Here is a 20941-nt window from a genome sequence, read left to right as displayed (position 1 = left end):
AGCTTGATTATAAAAATTGAGAGCAATTTGTTTTTCTCCTAAGCTATCGTAGACACTGCCAATATTATTGAGAGTAGTTGCTTCCCCACCCCGATCGCCTATTTGCCGATATATAGGTAAAGCTTTCTGGTAGAAATTGAGAGCAATTTGTTTTTCTCCTAAGTCATCGTAGGCAGATCCAATACCAAGAAGTGTAACTGCTTCCCTGCTCAAGTTACCTGTTTGACTAAATAGTAATAGTGCCTCTTCCCATTTAGCGATCGCTTGCCTCCGAGATTCTGCTGTTCGTTCCTGATACAGCTTCATTCCTTCATAAAATACTTTTTCTGCTTCAGCATCAGGGTTGTTTTGAAGAGCAAATTCTCCCTTATTCAGAATACTTGGCAATATTAAGAGAAGAAGACCGACGTTCAATAACATCAGACTATTAACACTAAGAATAGATAACCATCGCTTTAGAGAAACCATAGATATTACCCTTTCTAACCAACTAGAAAATTTCAAATTACTATACTTCCTGTTTGAAGAAAGATATGCAGATAAGGGTGGTTAACAAACAAATGAGATTTCTACCTTCGTCTACGGCTAACTTGATGCTTTTTCCGGAAGGTTAACTATTTGATTAGCGCCTCGCAATGACAATTTAACCTACCATGTCATTGCGAGGGGGGTGGCAATAGTAATTATTTTTTCAAGCTAACCTATCAGACCCCCCGTGGCAATCTCCAGCCTCATCGTCCCTGTTTGAAGAAAGATATGCAGATAAGGGTGGTTAACAAACAAATGAGATTTCTACCTTCGTCTACGGCTAACTTGATGCTTTTTCCGGAAGGTTAACTATTCCCACCCCCCGTGGCAATCTCCAGCCTCATCGTCAAACCATGATATTGCTTCGGCTGAGTTAACACTTTTTCGAGAAGGTTAACTATTTAATTACCGCCTGGCAATGACAAGTTAACCTACCACGTCATTGCGAGGGGGGTGGGAATAGTAATTATTTTCTCTTGCTAACCTATCAGACCCCCCCGTGGCAATCTTTGGCCTCATCGTCAAATCATGAGATTGCTTCGGCTGAGTTAACACTTTTTCGAGAAGGTTAACTATTTAATTACCGCCTGGCAATGACAAGTTAACCTACCACGTCATTGCGAGGGGGGTGGGAATAGTAATTATTTTCTCTTGCTAACCTATCAGACCCCCCCGTGGCAATCTCTGACCTCATCGTCAAACCATGAGATTGTTTCGGCTAGATTAACACTTTCTCCACAAGGTTAATTGTTTTGATTAGCGCCTCGCCATGACAATCATGTTCTTTTCCGCCTTTTAATAAAAATTACTCAGATTGCGACAGTGTTTTTTTAGCCAAAATTTGCGCTATTTTTTTCACCATCGGGTCAATTTCAATCGCGAAATATTCTCCAATATCTTTTTCTGCTAAATTAGTCAAATTAATAGTTTCTGGGTAAATATCAAACAACAGAGACGATTTTTTCATATCCTTAATTATTAACAATACTCCATCCAAACAAACCTGGTCTTTAATATCCAGATACTGAAAAAATTCACTCTCCCAACTTACCTCAATTTTTATTCCACCTCCTAACAAATTTTCCCTAGAAATTAACTGACAATATCCTGAAGGTACGCCATAAAATAAAGGACCAGAAATTTCTTCTCCCAAACGAATAGACCTTTCTAAATTCAACTTTTTTTGCCCTTGATATTGTACAGGAACTTTTGCCGAAGCTAGATAAAACTTCAGTAGATAAAATTCTCCTAATTTCTCTTTGCCTAAAATTGTTAACGCCCTGCCATTAACAGTAAGATTAGACTTAATTTCCACTTCAGCATATAAATCAGGAGAAACATTAATAATTAATTCGCATCCCGAAGCTTCTGAGTTAATTTGATAAATTTTTCCTGTTTGTTGAATAATTCCAGTAAACATTTTTAAATGGGTGATATTGACATATTGGCTAACTTTTATAGCTTTAAGCATTCAGCTATCAGCTCTAGTCAAAACTATTGGCTGTAAAGTATTTAAATTTTATCAATAACACCTTTTTATAGCGCTATATCGAAAAAATACCATTTAATCACAGAGGACTTATTAGTAAAGTAATTCCTATGCGACCAACAACAGCGATCTTTTGACCAGGAGCAAGAGAAATACTCTTTTCTTCAAATAAAATAGCAGGCCAGTATGTAGTTTTAAACTTAACTCGTCCTGGTTGATTTGTCGCGATCGCTTCTTCAACTATTCCTGGCATTGCTTGAGGAAATATTTCTTTTGTATTAGTAGTAAATAAATTCATTACTATGTCTCCTTAGTAATTCATAAACAAACAATATTTGCTTATACTTATTCTGGTGGTAAGCTAGTTGAAAAACTTATCAGAGAGAGACTTTTTGATGAATAGGTTCAACATTTGAATTTGTTTTATTCAGCAGTCTTTGCTGAAGGAAGCTAAAAGATAAAATTACCAGAAAAAATATTATAGCAATCTGCACAATTCCTAAAGATTTATGTTCTGGAAATCTTTGTTTACAGGTCGCACAAAATTTTTGCATAGGATAATCTGGATGTGCAGTTATGTGACAAGATGGTTGACCAATTGAATTAAGGGGACAAGACATAAAAAAACTCCTAAATAGATTGCTAAATTAGTCTTCAAATATTAGTGAAACTTCCATATTTTTGTGACTTTCTTGGAAAATAAAGCTTTGGACGAGAAATAGAGAAAGCTTTAAATTAACCTCTGTTTCCTACTCCCAGATAATTTCATACCTCATCAAGTTGCCAACTGTTGTAATTCCTTAAATTTGAAATATAGTAGGGCGGAGGAGCATATCTAAAAAAATGAGAGAAATATGAATAGGAAATAATTCAACTATCCACGATTTCTCTCTACCAGCTTTCGGGAAAAAGTAAGACAGTTTTACTGACTATGTTTGATGAATCAGGATTAGTATCCTTTGCGAGTAGGAAACTCATCTTTAAGGTCTTGATGAGTCAATTCATCAGTAGGTAAGCATTTTGCTTCTATCACAAAATGCTCTCTTAACCATGCTTTCTGGTCTTCAACAAAATGCTCTCTTAACTGTGCTTTCTGGTCTTCATAAGAATGGCGGTCTTGTGGCTTTAATAAACCTAAAGGATGACCCAGAATATGATCTATTTCAGCAATCCAAAAAGTTATTATTTCGCTCTGACTAGCTTGCTCAAGTATTTCACCTAATAGTTCTGCTTGTTGCTGATTCAATTCTGGTAAAGAAGCTAGCCAAGCATACTCATAAATGAGTTTTTCCAATTGAGGACTTAAAATTGTAAAACAATCTTTTGGTTTCTGTTTGTTCATTCTTTTACTTCAGTTTTGAGATAGGGACTTGCACAGACTTTTGACCACAAAGATTTGATAACCTATGCAGTATCCTCTTAATCTGTAATCAATTTTAGAGCCTGTTTATGGAACAAAAATTGAATGCTCAAAACGAGTTTAATTGAAACGCGACTTTTGAGCATATTCCAATAATTTTAAAATGTAGAAACCCTAGATGATTACTAGACCTCTGCTATATTCATATTTCGTTCACAAACAGACTTTTAGTCTTAGTTAATAAAGCTATTACGCTCTTTACTGTTTTATTCAGACAAACAAAAATTTCAAGTTTTGAGAATCAGTAAAGTAACAAGTTTCGATAAAGATTCCCGAGCCTAAAAAAAGGTATAACAAAAGTTGCTTTAATGAAAATTCTGCAATGAAAATCTTACTTAGAAGGTAATCTGCATAGCTCGTGTTTGGCATAGTAACCTCCATTATAACTTACTCCTCACTTAACTCTAAATTTCAGTTCCATAAAGCAAGTGAAGATTGCCCTAGTTTTGTGACTACCAGTTGCTTCAGAATTTTCTGGCCAATTTGTGAAAAATACTATTAGCTAATTTGCATAATTAAATTATTGAATGACAAATAGATATATAGAACCCATTTGAGAGCTATTTAAAAAGAGAGGGGGGAGATGGGGAGATTGGGAGATAGGGAGATGGGGTATATTGGAGTATTTTTCAATATTTTTCTCGTATTGCCTAATTCCCACTCTTGACTCCGTGTCTCAAAAATTTAATCCCCCGCAGAGATACCTTCAAGGGTTCTATAGAAGCCATTTGGGATCTTATTTAGAGATGGGGATAGGGAGACAGGGAGATGGGGAGATGGGGAGATGGGGAGATGGGGAGATGGGGAGATGGGGTCCTAGATTCTACCTTTTTCCCCTATCCTATTTCTCTGACTCCTGACTTCTGAGGACGTCCTCCTGACTCCTTTGCCAAAAACCCGCAGCTTTGCAGAGATACGCTTAGGGGTTCTATAGGGGAAAAAATATATGGTTATATATTTTCTCAAAATTATCAGATTCAGCAGGGGTAATAAGTTTCATGACTTGATTAAATAAGCAATTTTGTCGATCGTCACAAACTAATGTTGAACTTCACTTGATTATAGAATTTTCCTTTTCGGGGGGATATCGAGGAGTAGAAAAATTATGACCCAAGAATGTATATCTGGGAAAGATCAGTTTGACTCAGAGTGGGAAAACTTACTAAGTCCAGATGGTAGTGATTCTTTTTTTCTTGTCTTTATCCGGAGGTCTCTAAAACAGTTTCACTTGGATCGAGCTTACACAGAGGTTGATATTATAAATGAAGTTTACTCGCGAGGAGTCAAGACTCTTCAAAAAGGAGAAACTATCAAAAGTTTCTTGGGTTGGATTCGTGCAGTAGCCTATAATTATATCCGAGAACTTAGTCGAGAAAAGTCTAAATTACTGCAACTGGAGGACTACCATTTACAGAAGGAAAAAAACTTTATAGAAATAGGAGATGAAGAATTACAATCTAAACTACAGCTAGTTTCGCAGGCTTTGAAAGAGTTAACTCCAGAAGAGCAAAAGTTATTGACATACAAGGTTATTGAAGATTGGTCTTGGAAAGAAATTCAAGGCTTGGAGGAGTACAAAGATTTTACTCTTTCTGCTTTACGGAAGCGCAAGGAAAGAATAGTGAAAAAACTTCATCTATCCTATCATTCTTTGGAGTCCCTTAATACATAACATAGGATAGTCTTTTCATTAATTGATAATGGATAATTACCTCAAGGAAAACCGTAACCCAATTGAATATAAGGAAATATCCTAGCACTTTTTTTCCCCTTGAAAGGGGAGGCTAATAAAGCTGAATTATTTAATTAATAATTATTAATTATTCGGTAAAAGTAGTGATATAGATTTAAGCATTAAGCTATTAGCTAGCCTCCTGGGTCGGAACTGCGTTAACAGGTCAAGTCAAAACTATTGGTTGTATTTTTAGTCCTACATTAGTCACTATGTCTCTTCTCTTGTTATATCAATTTGAAAAAAGAATGTTACGAATAATAAGTATGATTAAAAGACTTTACAGGAGATGTCCCTTTGACAAAGCGGTGCGACCCCGCGCCCTCTCACGGCACAAGCGGTCGTTTGCGGAGCATTCCGAAGGATGGGATGGCGAGGTTGCCTCGCCATATCCAATCGACCAAGAGAGGGAACGCGCACCAAGAGAAAAAGAGAATTTCCCACCTAAAAAATAGTATTGAAGCTATTCATTCTAGCTCCTGACTCCTGACTCCTTCTTCATTCACCATTTCCCCATACCCCCCCAAGCTGCCCCAGAAAAACAACCACTAATACCACCTAAACCAGCTCCAAAAATTGTTGAAAGAATTAAAGTCCAATCTTCATTAATTCGCATAATTCCAACTAAATCTATTGAGACAATTTGTGGTAAAATTCCACCCAAAATTACTCCAATAATTACTCCTAAAAAACATCCCCAAATTCCACCTAATACAGCACCTCTAATTCCCGATAATTTATTAGATAAAGGTAAAGTTGGCGCACCTAAAATTGGTCCTAAAACAACACCTCCCATAATCCCACCCATAGCACCTACACCCATTGCCGGAATCATACTACTTATTAATATAGATACCAATTCAATCCAAGAATTACTATTCTCATTCAGACTTTCCTGAAACACAAAAACTCCAGCTAAAATTGCTCCAATAACTGTACCTAAAAAAGCACCCCAAATTGCTCCTAAAAATAAACCTCGTCTACCCCAAACTCGCCCAGGAGTAGGCAGCGCTAAGGGTGGTTTAAAAGCACTCCAAACACCACCCCAAATAATACCTAAAAATCCACCAAATACTACTGCTTGTCCAAACACTCCCAGGCGGTTACTAATTCCATAAACAGCACCACTAATGGCAGTAGCAATAAACCCTCCCCACAGCGCTCCGGTTAAACCTAAACTGGCATTCGAGAACCCCACAGGAATAATATATTGCCAGGCGATCGCGAAAAAACCTCCCCACAATATTCCCATTATCACTCCACCTAAAACAGCAACGCTACCATTAATTATTCCTAATAGCAGACCTGCTACTGCTGCTGCACACAATACTCCCCAAAAGCTACCAAAAATAGCATCTTGGGCAACGCCAACAAGACCTTTGCCACCTCCTGGTAAGGGAATTATTGGAACTGAAGGCGGTTTCATTTTGATAGAAACAGGGGTTAGTAAGGGTTGATATTGACCCATTTTCCGAGTTATGACAATTGGTTTTGGTGGTGCTGGTTTTTTAGGGGGAGTAGTTTTTTGTGGCGTTAATGATAAGAGTTTCCGCTTCTTTCCGATGGGTTCCAAATGTTGCTTATTTCTTACTGCTTCCCTTGATGGAAAAGGGTCGCGTCCTTTTAATAGTTTGGTACGTTCGCACCACGGACAAGATTTTAGGTGATTTCCATACAAATGCTGATGATTTTTCTGACAAGTTACTAGACTATTCTCTGACTCTCGCAACGCCTGCAACCAAGTTTTCGTATCTGGGCGCGACCCTGGATGTTCATACCCTAATTCAAAACAGTCAATTAATAATTGTTGTATGCTGGGGTGCAAAATTTTCCAATCTGGCGCAAGTGGCATCGGGCGATAGGGAACTCGCTTTTTACTGTAGGGAAAATGACCTACTTTGATTCGCGCTTCGAGAGTTGGAGGTTCGCCTCTACCTTTGTAAACTCCGGCAAAAGGGTGAGTTCCTTCCATCAATAGTTGAAATATTAATACTGCTATACCAAATAAGTCATGTTCGGGTTTGCGGTCAACTTCCCGGAAACTCTTACCTTGTAATTCTGGGGGTGTGAATTCTGGTTTCCCCACTGGGCAACGGTAAATTTCTAGGGTATAGGGGTCGCGTACTTGAAATGAGTCGGTATCAACTAGGGTGACAAGAGCGGTATCGGTGACTAGAATATTTGATTCGTTGACATCGCCGATGGTATATCCACTGTTATGTAAAGCGTTTACTGCTGCCACTAAGTTACGAGCTGTGCGATGGAGGTAACGATAGTTGAAGAGTGGCTTTTTTTCCCGACGGTTTCTAGGGTTGTAGAATATATGTATCGGTTCTGCTCTAGAAACACGAGGCATTAAAAAGCCGATAATTTGCTGTTTGCTATTGGTGGTGCGTAATAGGTCTATAGGCCATGCGATCGCCGAATGTCCGGTTCCCATGGGTGCATCTGGTGGATGAGAGAACATTACGGTCAGTTTATCGGCATCCTCGTCTGTGGGTTTATGATAAATTTTGGCCACTAGGGATGGATTTTGTACCACAGAATAGATACGACCTTCACCACCCCCGCCAATTTGGTTTTGGGTGTCTAAGGTGATAATTTGTCCACTGAACTGACGTTGCAACCGCATGGGGTTTGGGTAAACTTTCTAAGAGTGTTTTTTAGTTTACAGTATAGCTTTAAATTTTTAATTTTGTTAATATTTTTTTTCTAGCAATTCAAGGTAGTAGACTAACACAAATAAAAATGCAGGTTGGGTAGAACGATAGTGAAACCTAACAAAGCGTTATGTTTGTTGGGTTACTCTGCGGGAAGCAAGCTACGTTTCTCAACCAAACCTACGCTTATTGTAGCATTTTAGCTGTGCAGAGCGCTTTTTTCGTATAATTATTGTTATGGCAAGGTTTGAGCATTTTTTTCTAATGCAACATTTAAGGTGTGTCAGTCTACTACGACTACTGATAACCAAAATGACATACTTTTCACTATTTTATTTTTAAGATTTTATTGATTAATGGTTTAGTTGACGATTTGACAATCTCTCATCCTAATTTTCTTTCAGGTTCACATACAATAAATAGCCATAAACACTAAAAAACGGACCTATTGAAAAACCAAGAATATTAGCTACTATACTAGCTATTTGTTGTGGTATACCCAAAGATAATAAAAGAACAGGTAATACAATTAGAGGAAAAAATAAAACTATTGTAAGTAACAAAGTTGCCAAAAATATTGACCACCAATTACCTTTTGTTAACTGCCAACTTCTAGTAATTCCATCTAAAGCGAATAAATCTTCTATAACAATAGTGTAGATAGAAAGTAACAAGCGGTACATTATATAAAATCCAGGAAAAAAGAATAATATCAGTCCAATAATACAGATTAACAAAACAACAAATGATGCAAAAATCAATTTAAAAATATTTTGAAAACTTAGATTAAATGCTTCCTCTATACTTATAGAATTGAGAGAAAAATGCCGATGAAGATAGAAAATATTAGCTCCTGTCAACAGTGGACTCAGGAATATTGCCGAAATAGTAACTAATATCGGACTTATTACTGGTAACTTTGAAAGTAAAGTTATCAAAAAACCAGGAGAAGCAATAATTAAAGAAGGAATATATACAGACCCAGTAGTACCTAGTGTTTCTTTTACTAAGTTTACAGGATTAATTCTTCGAGATTGCATTTCTTTATATCCTTAGTTATTCCCATATTTATAGTCTTACATTAGTCTAATTGTCAAGATGGCTGAGTGTACTTAAGTTTTATATTATGTTTGTATAATTAGTATAATAAAGTCTTTGTTTGTAGTTTTGCTCTAGCCCTTAAAATATTTACAGTAAATTCTAAGTATATGAAGTACAGATATTAACAATTAAATATCTGTAGTGCGGGCATATTCCCCGCTATGGATGTAACTTACAAAGGTATAATCTGCTGTATATTCGGGCTGAAGCCCTACTACAAACTTAATTATTAGCTATTATCTGAGTTGCCAAAAATACTAAATTCCTTATCAATTTAAGCATTAATTGTATAACTTAAAAATATCTACTTTTGACCAGAAAATAAGGTTTTAAGCTTCTCCTTTAAAGGAGATAAAAAAAGCAAGTTAAGTATTTTACTGAAATAGGAGATACTCATAACGGAAATTACTGGTCTGTTACTAATTGGTTTTCCTGTGTCAAATTGTTTAGAAGAAAATTTTTCTGATACAAAAAATAAGCTCCAATACCAACTGCCAAATTCGCAAAACAAGCAGCAGCAAAAACACCATTTATTCCAAATAACCAACTTCCCAAATATGCCAAAGGTACATACAAAAATAACATCCTTGTGATAGTCATTACCATAGAAGGTAAAGGTTTTCCCAAAGCATTAAAAGTTACACTAGAAATTAATATAATTCCTGCAGCACCATAACTAATAGGTACTATCAGTAGATATTTAGCAGCGACTTCCACAACTTCGGGATCTTTATCAAATACTGAAGCAACCCAACTCCCACCTATACCAAAAGCGATCGCTACCATAACTCCCCAAAACAGACAAAACTGAAACCCTAAGCGCAAACCCAAATAGACGCGATCGTACTTTTTCGCTCCCCAATTTTGCCCGACAAACGGACTAAAACTAGCAGATAATGCCATTGGCACAATAATAGAAAACGACTCTACCTTAGAAGCAATACCAAAACCTGCCACTGCCACAGTGCCATAACTTGTCATCAAGCTAGTAATAAGAGTAATAGAAATTGGTGTAATCATATTCGTACCTGCGGCAGGTATACCTATATAAAGTATATTTTGCCAATTTCGTAGGATAACCTTAAAGCTAGGCAACTCCCAACAAATCATTTTTTCGCGATAGTGTAGAAAAAACAAAGAAGCTACTAACGTAGTCGCCCTACCAATAACAGTTGCTAATGCTGCTCCTTGCAACCCCATCGCTGGAATAGCACCTACTCCAAAAATAAACATTGGGTCTAGCACAGCATTGACAATACCTGCTACAGTCATCACTACACTGGGAATTAATGTATTACCAGCAGCACGAATAGCATTATTACCTACCATTGGCACTACTATAAAAATTACTCCCAGATACCAAATTTCCATATATTGTCGAATTAGAGGCAGAATTTCTGCTTTTGCGCCTAATCCAGTAAATACAGGGTCAATAGTTGTTAAACCTAGAATCACCAAAATTCCCACTATTAATAAGGATAAAATTAAACTATCAGTGGTAAGTCGCTTGACTTTGTAGAGGTCTCCTTCTCCAATAGCTCTAGAAATAACAGAAGCAGCACCTGTTCCCAAACCCATTGACACAGTACCTAATAATGTTACTACTGGGAAAGTGAAACTCATTGCTGCTAGCTCCTTTGTTCCGAGTTGACCGACAAAGTAGGTATCAACAATATTGAAACCAATGACAGCAAACACTCCCCAAATCATAGGCAGTGTTAGCTTTAGTAATAGTGGGCCGATCCTACCTTCTGTTAGTTGTCGTTTCATAATGATTTGATAAATGGGTTTTCTTTACAAAACTTTACCATTTATTTTTCAGTTTGGGCAACTTCATCTAAATTTTCCACAACAAAATACATAGACAGAGTTTCAATAATTAACAATTAATAATTAATTATTACCTCTTCTTAAAACGGATAGGATTGACCAAAATGATTTTTTTTTCTTTTTTCTCCTTAAAAGGAGAGGGTTTAGAGGTTAATTATTCGGTAAAAAATAATGGGTAGTCCTGCTCGTGTAATGGTAGATAGGAACAAGCAACCCCTAGCACGGGAGCAAGATGCTCCCACTGCCATACCTCATAAGAACAATAATTACAATGTACCACCAAATAATGTAGAGATTTTTCATAGAAGGTTTTTATAATGGTTCCTCGAAAAATCTTATGAAATTTATGAATTGCTTCTACAGAAGTCAGAATTTAGATTGGCGAGTTACTGTCAGAATAGTTTTGGAAAATTTACTTACTTCAGTTCCACCTGCGTTTAATTTTGCTCACCTACCTAATAGATATCTCCATAAAAGAGGGAGTAGGGAGTAGGGAGTAGGGAGTAGGGAGTAGGGAGTAGGGGGAAATAATTGACGGTTTGTGCGTATGGGATTGATTTGATTTTTTATTTTTGGAGAGGTCTAATAGATATCTCCAGAAAATTAACTTACCCTTGATTTAACATCCAAGACAAGACAATTAAATAATGGATAATTGATAATGGATAATTGATAATTACCTCTCCCTAAAACGGATTGGATTGAATAAAAGGAAAATTTTTTCTCTCTTGGTCGATTGGAGGCAAGCGTTTGCTAGCGCAAAGCTTCACTAACGCGTAGCGTCCCGGAGGGAACGGAGACCTCGCCATCCCATCCTAAGGTCATGCTCCGCAAACGACCGCTTGTTTCTCCACAGCGAGTGAGAGGCTTTAAACTTTTATTCTTCGGTAAAAGTTACTTCCGTTTCATTTTTCGTACTTTTTTCCTAAAAATATCTTCCCTGTTCCCAGATCCGATGTTCCCTTTTATATGATTTCTCAAAAACTTTATCTATTTCAGAGTAGGGGAGTAGGGGAGTGGGAGAGGTAGGGACGTTGCATGGAACGTCTGTACAACATAAAAATAATTAACATTAAATTAGCTTAAATTAGCAAAAATATGATTCAGCCTGTGCTAATTAGTTGATAACTGAAGTATAGCAATATGATTTTAGTTGTGAGATATTGGAGACTTTTAGGTATGGAGGGAATAGGTATGGAGGGAACAGAAAAGAAGAAAAAAACGAATATATAGCAATATGATTTTAGTTGTGAGATATTGAAGACTTTTAGGTATGGAGGCACTATTGCTACAGGAAAGAAGAAAAAAATGTATCTTCTTCATAAGATAATTGCTATATTCTATCCTTTTAAGGAACATCTCAATTCTCACATCTGATTCCTGATTGCTATATTACCGAAGTATAGTATTAATGCATGGGAATTGGTATTACTTATTCTTGCAAAAAATCTATATTTTTATATTCACACCTATGTCTAATTACTACAAAACTGTAAAATAGTCTAAGCTAGGCAACTTTTATTTAGTAATTTTCGCAAATGTTAGAAAGTAAAAACAAAAATCAAGATATTTATCGGTTTACTATTTCTAGAGTGCTACAGTTTTTAGTAGGGGTTGTATTATGTTGTTTATTAATTCTGACCACTGGTTGTCGCCCAACATTATTGAACTCTCAAGGTAATAATAACTCAAAATTAGTTTTAGTTAACCCTAGTCCGCCACCAACTTTTAACTATCCTATATCTCGTTCTCCTTATGGAATTTTTGGATTTATTTATGAGGGATTAATATCAGAAAATGGTTTGACTGGAGAATTAGAACCTGCCTTAGCAGAATCTTGGATTTTCTCTGAAGATAAAAAGCGAATTATCTTTACTTTACGGTCAGAATTAAAATGGTCTGATGGAGAACCTCTGACTGCTGATGATGTTGTCTTTACCTATCAAGATATTTATCTCAACCAAAAAATTCCTACTGTCTACAGAGATTTTTTAAGAATTGGTAGTAGTGGTGCTTTTCCATTGGTGAAAAAAATAGATCGGCAAAGAGTAGAATTTATTTTGCCCGAACCCTTTGCGCCATTTCTCAGATACATAGGAAGATTAAAAATTTTACCAGATCATGCTTTGCGGGATACTATTTTGTCAACTGACGCTGATGGTAAACCTCTATTTTTATCGACCTGGAATACAAATACAAAACCACAAGAAATTATTGGCAATGGTGCATTTAGACTGGAAAATTATATCCCTTCCCAAAGAATCGTTTTACAGAAAAATCCCTTCTATTGGCGTTCCGATTTAGCAGGTAACTCTCTTCCATATCTTGATAAATTAATTATCGAAATTATTCCATCAACTGACAATCAATTGCTGAGATTTCGTTCAGGGGAATTAGACAGTATTGGAGTAGATGCCGAAGCATTTCAATTACTTAAGCGAGAAGAAAAACGAGGCAAATATAAGATTTATAATGGTGGTCCCAACTTAAACTTTCAATTTGTTGGTTTTAATCTTAATCAAGGAATAAATTCTCAAGGGAAACCTTTTTTAAATCCAATGAAGTCTCGTTGGTTTAATAATTTAGCATTTCGACAAGCAGTTGCATATTCTATTAATCGCCAACAAATTAATAACAATATTTATCGTGGTTTAGGGGAAATACGACACTCTGCTCTTGCAGTACAAAGTCCTTATTATTTATCTCCAGAAGCAGGATTAAAGGTCTATAAATACAACCCTGAAAAGGCAAAAAAATTATTGTTAGATGCTGGTTTTCAATATAATAATGCAAATGAATTATTAGATGAGGATGGCAACCGAGTAGAATTTACAATTTTAGTAAAATCTGAAGAAAAACTACGCATAGATACAGCAGTTAAAATTCAAAAATATTTAAGCAATATCGGGATTAAAGGAAATTTACAGGTACTAAACTTCAACACTGTTTTACAAAAGCTATTCTTAAGTCGAGATTGGGAATGTTATGTCGGAGCTTTTGGTGTTCCTGGTGCTGACTTTGAACCAAATTTACTATCCTTATTTTGGTCAAGTAATGGTTCATTTCATCAGTTTAATTTAGGTTCTAAACCTGGTGAACCAAGGATGAAAAATTGGCAAGTTTCTGATTGGGAAAAAGAAATTGACCGTTTGTTTACTGCTGGATATCAGACAGTAAATGAAAATCAACGCCGAGAAATTTACGGAGAATTTCAACAAATTGTTGCCGAACAATTGCCTGTATTTTTTTTAGTAAATTCTCTTTCACTCCAAGCAGTTCGTAATCATATTGATAATTTAAAATTTTCTGCTATTGGCGGTGCTTTTTGGAACATTGATGAATTAAAAATTCAGGAAAAATAAACAGTATTATCGTAAGCATTTCCTGCGGAATGCTGCGCAAACAACTATCAGCTTTTAGCCTGCCTCCTGCGGAGGAACTGCGTTATCAGCTAGATTATAATTAGGCTCGTCTTGTATTTATGCGAAGAAGTTATTATAGCGCTACTTGAATCGGGAATAGGGAACACTTAACTGGGAACAGTTGACTATCAAAAGGTTTCAGGATTTAGAAATGTCCTAAGCTATTTGCGTAGTGCTATATTGATATATTTCAGATAATTTCTAGCATAAGTAAGCAGCTCTTCAGTTAATATAAGTATTCTTAAACAAATCCTCACTTAAATTCAAGGGATCATAAAGCTAATTAATATGTTTTTACTTTCATCATAACCGAATACCTTCTTAAAAGCATAATTGATTTTAGGGCTAATAAATCTCATAGTAATTTAACCTCCTAGTTAATTATGAATTAGTAAGTATTTAGCCGTCAGCTAGCCCCTGACAGAGGCACTGCATTATCAGCTATTGCTTTTGGTTTTAAATTTAAACCCCGCTCTTAAGGGCGGGGTCTTATCTTACTACAAAAGTCGGTTCCCTTGACTTTAAAGTCTATATTCATTTGACCAAAAAATAAGCTCTCAAGTCTCTAGCTTCAGCGGTCTGTACTGATAACTAAAATGACAGATATTTCTGTATTTTTCACAAAAAAATTCTCCCAAAGTATCTTTTAGTGCTATTATAATCAAAAGTTTTATTTCCTTACAGAGTAAAGATGAAGAAAAAAAACCTAGCAATAACATTAGCTACAATTGTTTTTCTAGCAGCCTGTGATGTTGGTGATAATAGTCATATTAAACTGAATAATTATCAGTATCCAGGTAGAATTAATCATAGAAAAATCAGCAGAAACAATTATGATAAAACTAATATTAATACCAGTTATGTTGTAAGTTCTTGTCGAGAATTTATGGAATATGAAATAGGATTTCCAAGAAATGGGAAGTGGTCATCCCTGGAAGATATAACTGAAACTCCATTGGGTTTAAAATGGCAAGGTTGGGTAGAATTTGATGGAAAAAGAAGCAATTTTGTTTGCCATATCAATAATAATGAAGTAACAGCATATACTTACAAAAAAGAAACCTATCCTCATGGTTTCCCCGATAATTTATATGAATATGAAAATTCTACTAATACCAGTAGTGTTGTGACTTCTTGTCAAGAATTTATGGAATATGAAATGGGATTTCCGAGAAATGGGAATTGGTCTTCTCAAAAAGATGTGAGGAAAACTATAGAAGGTTGGGAGTGGCAAGGATGGGTAGATGTGTATGGAGAACGAAATAAGTTTGTATGTACTGTTGATAATAATGGAGTCAGAGTCAGCACTAATTTTGAAGATTCTTATAATTATGAATATGAATATAACTATACCTATTAATAGGTATCTATAGCAATCCGCGCATTGATTGTGACAATTTTTATAATCGTTAATTTGAGCTGAAAACCTTGAAAATTCTGTACGTCGCCCTACCGACGGCTCCCCTACCTGACTCCTGTACGGGCGAATGGCCATTCGCCCCTATCAGCACAATATTACAACTTAGAGAGTGTTTGTAAGGTTTTGTAAAGGAAAGCAATCGCCCTTTAAACTGTAAAAACTTGCTTATTTATCCGGTGATTTTGCAGTCTGGAATAACCAATTTGCGAGGGCTACCAACACTTCATAATTCTTGACAAACAACCTCTTAAATAGGATTGCTATATATCTATAATAAGTAGCTTGCTTTAATTAAATATCACTATGTCCGAAGCGACTGGAACGGAGTGAAAAGGAGCAATCTCAATGATTTTAACTGATGCTCACTGAAAGTTAGATACTTAGCAAATTTCAGAAGGTAAAAGGAAAAGGTTAGCTATAGAGCAGATTTCGGGGAAATGACGTACAAGGTGAATAGTGAAAATATTGCAGTGCGGGGATCTTGCCCGCGATGGGTGTACCTCATAACTTCGGAAACCGCTGTATCTCAGGAGAGAGACTTTGATAGCAAAAATAACCAGAAGATGGGAAAACAAGGGAGGAATAAAATTGATCCGCACCAAAGATATAATCCCAACAATACTTTTTACTTACTGGGAGAAACTTCAGGATTATCTAGTTTTTTATAAGTGGCAAAACTACTTTTAAATTGATAATAACTTATTATATAGATAAACCAATAAAAGTAACGGCAAACTAATTAATATAGCTTTGAAGATGATTATATTTCTGTATTGCTTCCTTGTGATTTAAACTTTTAGGTGAGTAAAAAGGATAAAATTCTAATAAAATAGATAGTAATACTGTAATTATTGCGGCATAAAAAATTTTTTCGATCATGGTTACTAACTCCTTTAAGATTAATTTTTTTGATGAAATTAACCACTCCCATTGAAGCAGCTTGAGTTAAAGTATTAACTGCGATTAGACAACAGAAATAATTCTTGTTCCTACTAAAACCTGCTTCAAAGTAGATTTTTTTTGTGTATTTGATTGCCGATCATTATCATGAGTTGCCACCTCTGGATTTATTGATTTTTAGTGAATTAAATGTCTATGATTAGTCTAAGTAGGTAGGTCATTTCAGTTAGCCTCCTAGGGTCGGAACTGCCTTAACAGTTTGCTACGCACATAAAAAGCCTCCTGCGGAATGCTCCACAAACATGTCGCGTAGCGAAACATTACCTCCGGCTTCAGCCAGAGGCTTGAAATACTGAACTTTACTTTTTTCATCCCCTTAAAAGGCGAGGTTTGAGACCTTATTTTTTGCTCAAATTAAATAGAAAATGATTGTGAGAGGAAACAGGGAATCAGAAGCAGGAATTAAACAATTTTTCTCACTTTACCTGAGACCTGTTTCTTGGTTTTATATTTTTTATATTCACTTACTTAACTGTAAATATACTGGCATAGGTATTATATAAATAGCAAGTGTTTATTCATAACTTTACTGAATCTTTAAAAATTTACCTAATAGCTCTGAATAACTTCATAAAATCTTCATAAAAATACCATAAAATACCATAAAATTTTCCTCAATACCTTATGCAAAGTCAAAAGTCAAATTCTTACTGTGACTAATTTTTATAGTTTGATAATTTCCTAATCTTAAAAGTAAGATTTGTAGATATTTAGTGATACAATTTGGATGAATTTTTGCTACAAAGTTAAGTTTAAATGTTGCCTATAAACACAGTTTTGTAGCATTATTTTTGAGAACTGGTATAATTCATACTCATCTTAAATTTTTTACTATTTGCATACCTGATCGAGAATCCAATCAACTTAAAAAACGTTTTGGAGAAATATTGGAGGGAATTAACTAGCCAAATTGAACGTTTATCTCTATGAAAATTGGGAAGGTTTAGGGAAATATTTTTCCAAATTCAACAGTCTGGAAGATTATTTAGTTAGTTGGGTGGAGGAAGGTTAACTGTTTTAATCAGTAGCTGCTCAATACGGTCGAGATATTTGATATAGCAATCAGGAATCAGATGTGAGAATTTAGGTGTTCCTTAAAGGTATAGAATATAGCAGTTATCATATTCACTAGACAGTGCGAAGTTCTTTGAATAACTATTGCTAGCTAAGGCTTTCAGCAACTCAAGCTTAGAAACTATCCATTCATACCTGTAGGTGCTGTAAGCCCTTTCCAGTAAGACTTTCAGTCAGATAAGCAAATCGTTTTTTAGAAGAACTTTGTACTCTCCAGATATTCATATATATTAATTTTTTCTTTTTCTCTGTTCCCTGTTCCCTGTTCCCTGTTCCCTAAAAATATCCAATATCTCACAACTCAAATCATATTGCTATAGAAATTCCCTACTATGTAGTCTGAAAACTTTTGTAGAGGTGATCGCTTTACTTAAGGGAATAGAAAACTACTCCAATTACTCCTTTTACAGGAAGAGAATTGAGAAATTAGTTGACTTTTTCTCCTGGAGATTCTTACCGAGTAACCACCAGCAAAATCTTTTATTGCGATATACGCAATAGTTGTTAAATTTCTGTTCGGCAAACAAGAGAATTGAGAAATTATTTGACTTTTTCCAGGATTGAACAGTATGAAGTTGACTATCAGGTAGAATGAGATTAAATAACCAAAATATCTAACAATGAACTTGATCGGCAAACTATTAGCTAAAATCCCCAAAAACATCGACTTTCGGCCTAAACATCTCCTCTGGAGTTCCCTAATAATATTAGGACTAACCCTGACTCAAATCTCTAGCTACTTACCCACCGCCACTGCTCAACAACCATCCTTCTTTTCCCCCAGAGAATTTCGTGGAGTATGGGTAGCATCCGTCGCCAACATTGACTGGCCTTCTCAACGTGGTTTACCAGTCGCCCAACAAAAAGCAGAATTACTCAACATCCTCAACCGGATGCAGGAACTAAACCTAAATGCTTTAGTATTGCAAGTTCGACCCAATGGAGACGCTCTCTATAATTCCGCCATCGAACCCTGGAGTGGTTGGTTAACCGGAAAACAGGGAACTTCACCTCAACCATATTACGACCCCTTAGAATTCGCGATCGCCGAAAGTCATAAACGCAACATCGAGCTCCATGCTTGGTTTAACCCCTACCGCGCTCAACTTAGTCCTAATGATGGTTCCTTTGCTGCCAATCATGCAGCGGTCAAATATCCCCAATATGCTTATAAATACCATACATGGGTTTGGTTAGACCCTGGAGCGAAAGTTATTCAAGACCAAACTTTCAATACAATCATGGATGTCGTGCGTCGTTATGACGTTGATGCCATTCACTTCGATGACTATTTCTATCCCTATCCTCAAGCAGGGCAAGAATTTCCCGACTATCAAACCTATGATAGTTATCAAGCATCTGGCGGAACTCTTTCTCTATCTAACTGGCGACGACAGAATGTGAATAATATGGTGCAACGTCTTTACGAAGGTATTCACGCTGAAAAACCTTATGTCAAATTTGGTATTAGTCCGTTTGGAATTTATCGCCCAGGGAACCCCCCTGGTATTGTAGGGTTAGATCAATATGAAAGTTTATATGCTGATGTGAAGTTATGGTTAGCAAAAGGTTGGGTAGATTATTTGGCACCTCAACTTTATTGGCGCATCGACCCACCCCAACAGAGTTATCCAGCATTGTTAAATTGGTGGTTGCAACAAAACCCCCAACGTCGTCATATTTATGCTGGAAACTATTTAAGTCAGTTGCAAGGTGCGGGTTGGTCGGTATCTGAGTTTGAGAGACAAGTTGCAATTTCTCGTCAGAGAGCAGGTCAACTTTCTTTGGGAAATATCTTTTTTAGTATGAAAATGTTTCGAGATAATGTGGCGGGTGTAAATAATGTGTTTAAAAATAATGTTTATCGAACTCCAGCATTACCTCCGGCGATGCCGTGGTTAGATAACCAACCTCCAGCACCACCTACAGGAGTACAGGTTAATTCTGATGTTATTAGTTGGAATGTTGATAATACTGGAGACGTTCGCTCTTGGGCGTTGTATCAGCAAAATGGTAATCAATGGGCACTTGTACAAGTATTAAATTCTGCTAGTAATGCGGTGAGAGTTACGCCAGGAACTTATGCTTTGCGGGCAGTCGATCGCTTGGCAAATGAAAGTTTAGAACAAGTGGTAACGGTGCAGTAACTCAGAAGTTATATCACGTCTGGTTGAATAGTTATAATTAAAGTTCGTAGTTGGGCTTTAGCCCTATCTATACTTCGGGCTGAAGCCCATTGAATAGTTATAATTAAAGTTCGTAGTTGGGCTTTAGTCCTATCTATACTTCGGGCTGAAGCCCTACTACAAACAGTATCTATACCATTTGTCAGCAACATTTATCAAATTTTATTAAATATGGCTTTCAGTGATTTTAAAACAATTTCGGATGTACAAAAAAAGTATAGAATTAAATATTCAGAAGAGAATTTGATAGTTAGTCAGGAATTATTGCCTTCAGACAGTTTTATCAAAGACTTTGAATTTAACAAAGAAAATATAGACTTATTTGCTTCAGAAGCATCTCGCTGTGAAATTATAATCTCGCCACTATTGCGTGAAGTTTATAAGAAATATTATCAGAAGTATTCATTTTGGATTCGCAAAAGTATTTCTTATGATGAAATTCTCTCTGGAACACCTGACTATATTTTTTCACGGCGTTCTGAACTTGGTAAAACTGTATTAGAAAAGCCTATTGTGATTGTTGTTGAAGCCAAGAAAAATGATTTTGAGCATGGTTGGGGGCAATGTCTGGCGGAGTTGTTCGCGTCGCAGAAAATAAATGATAATTTTTTTAGGGGAGTATATGGAATTGTGACAGATGGTAATTTATGGCAGTTTGGCAAGCTTGTGACAGACAATTTTATCAAAGATACTGGGAATTTCACTATAGATAATCTGCCAAGAGTTTATGGTGCTTTGGAAAACCTAGTTCAATTAGTAGAAAAGGATGATGAGAAATAGGATAATTTGTAGGGGTTTGGAGACAAAACCCCTAGACTTTCCTGTTATCTATTTTCTCTATTTACTCAAAATATTAATGGTTGTTAAAAAAACAGCTTTTTGCTGATTAACGAAAGCTCATATTCGAGAGTCAAAGTATCTATCAACCAAGGATTGATATTAGGATTTGGTTGATTTCCTGGATTAGTCATTAGTTGTACCTAATGTTTAAGTTTGGGTGTTGGTAAATCAAGAGGTGAAAATTTAAAAGCCATTCAAAGCGATCGCCCTGAATACCCGATTAAGAATGTTACTCCTAGCAAAAAATCATCTCTTTAACCGCTAATACCAAGAGCTGAG

The 20941-nt window shown here is 36.0% G+C and carries 16 protein-coding genes and 1 pseudogene; 7 read left to right on the top strand and 10 right to left on the bottom strand.

The features are described 5' to 3' along the window. From ACP6PM_RS32945 to ACP6PM_RS32925, 5 genes are all read right to left on the bottom strand, one after another. The coding region (locus ACP6PM_RS32945) for a tetratricopeptide repeat protein (RefSeq protein WP_426591069.1) at positions 1–504 on the bottom strand (504 nt) is incomplete at its 3' end. A gap of 829 nt (positions 505–1333) precedes the next feature. Beyond that, positions 1334–1999 carry a hypothetical protein gene (locus ACP6PM_RS32940; RefSeq protein WP_426591068.1) on the bottom strand — a complete coding sequence of 222 codons (666 nt, stop codon included), beginning with the start codon at positions 1997–1999 and terminating at the stop codon, positions 1334–1336. A 97-nt stretch (positions 2000–2096) separates the two neighbouring features. Beyond that, a complete protein-coding gene (locus ACP6PM_RS32935; RefSeq protein ID WP_426591067.1) occupies positions 2097–2315 on the bottom strand; it encodes an NfeD family protein in 219 nt (72 codons plus the stop codon). A 79-nt stretch (positions 2316–2394) separates the two neighbouring features. Continuing rightward, positions 2395–2637, bottom strand: a complete 243-nt coding sequence (locus tag ACP6PM_RS32930) for a hypothetical protein (protein ID WP_426591066.1) — start codon at positions 2635–2637, stop codon at positions 2395–2397. A 329-nt stretch (positions 2638–2966) separates the two neighbouring features. Further along, positions 2967–3359 carry a hypothetical protein gene (locus tag ACP6PM_RS32925; RefSeq protein WP_426591065.1) on the bottom strand — a complete coding sequence of 131 codons (393 nt, stop codon included), beginning with the start codon at positions 3357–3359 and terminating at the stop codon, positions 2967–2969. A 1183-nt stretch (positions 3360–4542) separates the two neighbouring features. Between ACP6PM_RS32925 and ACP6PM_RS32920 the strand changes: the two genes are divergently transcribed. After that, positions 4543–5109 carry a sigma-70 family RNA polymerase sigma factor gene (locus tag ACP6PM_RS32920; protein WP_426591064.1) on the top strand — a complete coding sequence of 189 codons (567 nt, stop codon included), beginning with the start codon at positions 4543–4545 and terminating at the stop codon, positions 5107–5109. A 308-nt stretch (positions 5110–5417) separates the two neighbouring features. Further along, positions 5418–5624, top strand: coding sequence for a hypothetical protein (locus ACP6PM_RS32915; RefSeq protein WP_426591063.1), 207 nt, complete (start codon positions 5418–5420; stop codon positions 5622–5624). A gap of 47 nt (positions 5625–5671) precedes the next feature. On the opposite strand, the gene ACP6PM_RS32910 is transcribed toward ACP6PM_RS32915, so the two are convergent. The 3 genes from ACP6PM_RS32910 to ACP6PM_RS32900 all read right to left on the bottom strand — a co-directional run bounded on the left by ACP6PM_RS32910 (position 5672) and on the right by ACP6PM_RS32900 (position 10700). Further along, positions 5672–7801, bottom strand: a complete 2130-nt coding sequence (locus ACP6PM_RS32910; protein WP_426591062.1) for a DNA-binding protein — start codon at positions 7799–7801, stop codon at positions 5672–5674. A 417-nt stretch (positions 7802–8218) separates the two neighbouring features. Then, a complete protein-coding gene (locus ACP6PM_RS32905) occupies positions 8219–8869 on the bottom strand; it encodes a DUF7847 domain-containing protein (protein ID WP_426591061.1) in 651 nt (216 codons plus the stop codon). A 466-nt stretch (positions 8870–9335) separates the two neighbouring features. Then, positions 9336–10700: an MATE family efflux transporter gene (locus ACP6PM_RS32900; RefSeq protein WP_426591060.1), complete on the bottom strand. Its 1365-nt coding sequence runs from the start codon at positions 10698–10700 to the stop codon at positions 9336–9338. A gap of 231 nt (positions 10701–10931) precedes the next feature. Between ACP6PM_RS32900 and ACP6PM_RS32895 the strand changes: the two genes are divergently transcribed. Both ACP6PM_RS32895 and ACP6PM_RS32890 read left to right on the top strand, forming a co-directional pair. Then, positions 10932–11078 carry a hypothetical protein gene (locus ACP6PM_RS32895; RefSeq protein WP_426591059.1) on the top strand — a complete coding sequence of 49 codons (147 nt, stop codon included), beginning with the start codon at positions 10932–10934 and terminating at the stop codon, positions 11076–11078. 1220 nt (positions 11079–12298) lie between these two features. After that, a complete protein-coding gene (locus ACP6PM_RS32890; RefSeq protein ID WP_426591058.1) occupies positions 12299–14122 on the top strand; it encodes an ABC transporter substrate-binding protein in 1824 nt (607 codons plus the stop codon). Between the two features lie 332 nt (positions 14123–14454). Here the strand turns inward: ACP6PM_RS32890 and ACP6PM_RS32885 are convergent. After that, a pseudogene (locus ACP6PM_RS32885) lies at positions 14455–14541 on the bottom strand (Rpn family recombination-promoting nuclease/putative transposase); the annotation flags it as partial. 332 nt (positions 14542–14873) lie between these two features. On the opposite strand from ACP6PM_RS32885, the gene ACP6PM_RS32880 reads away from it, so the two are divergent. Together ACP6PM_RS32880 and ACP6PM_RS32875 are read left to right on the top strand one after the other, a co-directional pair. Next, the gene (locus ACP6PM_RS32880) at positions 14874–15542 is read left to right on the top strand and encodes a hypothetical protein (RefSeq protein WP_426591057.1); all 669 of its coding nucleotides are present in this window, start codon (positions 14874–14876) and stop codon (positions 15540–15542) included. A 2714-nt stretch (positions 15543–18256) separates the two neighbouring features. After that, positions 18257–19783 carry a glycoside hydrolase family 10-like protein gene (locus ACP6PM_RS32875; RefSeq protein ID WP_426591056.1) on the top strand — a complete coding sequence of 509 codons (1527 nt, stop codon included), beginning with the start codon at positions 18257–18259 and terminating at the stop codon, positions 19781–19783. 8 nt (positions 19784–19791) lie between these two features. On the opposite strand, the gene ACP6PM_RS32870 is transcribed toward ACP6PM_RS32875, so the two are convergent. After that, positions 19792–19974 carry a hypothetical protein gene (locus ACP6PM_RS32870; RefSeq protein ID WP_426591055.1) on the bottom strand — a complete coding sequence of 61 codons (183 nt, stop codon included), beginning with the start codon at positions 19972–19974 and terminating at the stop codon, positions 19792–19794. A gap of 19 nt (positions 19975–19993) precedes the next feature. Here ACP6PM_RS32870 and ACP6PM_RS32865 point away from each other — a divergent pair, with 19 nt between their 5' ends. Beyond that, the gene (locus tag ACP6PM_RS32865; protein WP_426591054.1) at positions 19994–20602 is read left to right on the top strand and encodes a hypothetical protein; all 609 of its coding nucleotides are present in this window, start codon (positions 19994–19996) and stop codon (positions 20600–20602) included. Positions 20603–20941: the final 339 nt, after the last annotated feature.

This window comes from Dapis brunnea BLCC-M229, from assembly GCF_050015995.1.
Classification (GTDB): Bacteria; Cyanobacteriota; Cyanobacteriia; order Cyanobacteriales; family Microcoleaceae; genus Trichodesmium.
The sequence above is the reverse complement of the archived record's forward strand: the minus strand, read 5'-3'. Positions and strand labels throughout refer to the sequence as shown.

What these genes read in the sequence shown, in the direction of transcription:
- ACP6PM_RS32895 (WP_426591059.1), top strand. Translation starts at nt 10,932, where the DNA reads ATGGGTAGTCCTGCTCGTGTAATGGTAGATAGGAACAAGCAACCCCTA.
- ACP6PM_RS32865 (WP_426591054.1), top strand. Translation starts at nt 19,994, where the DNA reads ATGGCTTTCAGTGATTTTAAAACAATTTCGGATGTACAAAAAAAGTAT.
- ACP6PM_RS32920 (WP_426591064.1), top strand. Translation starts at nt 4,543, where the DNA reads ATGACCCAAGAATGTATATCTGGGAAAGATCAGTTTGACTCAGAGTGG.
- ACP6PM_RS32940 (WP_426591068.1), bottom strand. Translation starts at nt 1,999, where the DNA reads ATGCTTAAAGCTATAAAAGTTAGCCAATATGTCAATATCACCCATTTA.
- ACP6PM_RS32915 (WP_426591063.1), top strand. Translation starts at nt 5,418, where the DNA reads ATGTTACGAATAATAAGTATGATTAAAAGACTTTACAGGAGATGTCCC.
- ACP6PM_RS32910 (WP_426591062.1), bottom strand. Translation starts at nt 7,801, where the DNA reads ATGCGGTTGCAACGTCAGTTCAGTGGACAAATTATCACCTTAGACACC.
- ACP6PM_RS32925 (WP_426591065.1), bottom strand. Translation starts at nt 3,359, where the DNA reads ATGAACAAACAGAAACCAAAAGATTGTTTTACAATTTTAAGTCCTCAA.
- ACP6PM_RS32890 (WP_426591058.1), top strand. Translation starts at nt 12,299, where the DNA reads ATGTTAGAAAGTAAAAACAAAAATCAAGATATTTATCGGTTTACTATT.
- ACP6PM_RS32870 (WP_426591055.1), bottom strand. Translation starts at nt 19,974, where the DNA reads ATGTTGCTGACAAATGGTATAGATACTGTTTGTAGTAGGGCTTCAGCC.
- ACP6PM_RS32900 (WP_426591060.1), bottom strand. Translation starts at nt 10,700, where the DNA reads ATGAAACGACAACTAACAGAAGGTAGGATCGGCCCACTATTACTAAAG.
- ACP6PM_RS32875 (WP_426591056.1), top strand. Translation starts at nt 18,257, where the DNA reads ATGAACTTGATCGGCAAACTATTAGCTAAAATCCCCAAAAACATCGAC.
- ACP6PM_RS32935 (WP_426591067.1), bottom strand. Translation starts at nt 2,315, where the DNA reads ATGAATTTATTTACTACTAATACAAAAGAAATATTTCCTCAAGCAATG.
- ACP6PM_RS32905 (WP_426591061.1), bottom strand. Translation starts at nt 8,869, where the DNA reads ATGCAATCTCGAAGAATTAATCCTGTAAACTTAGTAAAAGAAACACTA.
- ACP6PM_RS32880 (WP_426591057.1), top strand. Translation starts at nt 14,874, where the DNA reads ATGAAGAAAAAAAACCTAGCAATAACATTAGCTACAATTGTTTTTCTA.
- ACP6PM_RS32930 (WP_426591066.1), bottom strand. Translation starts at nt 2,637, where the DNA reads ATGTCTTGTCCCCTTAATTCAATTGGTCAACCATCTTGTCACATAACT.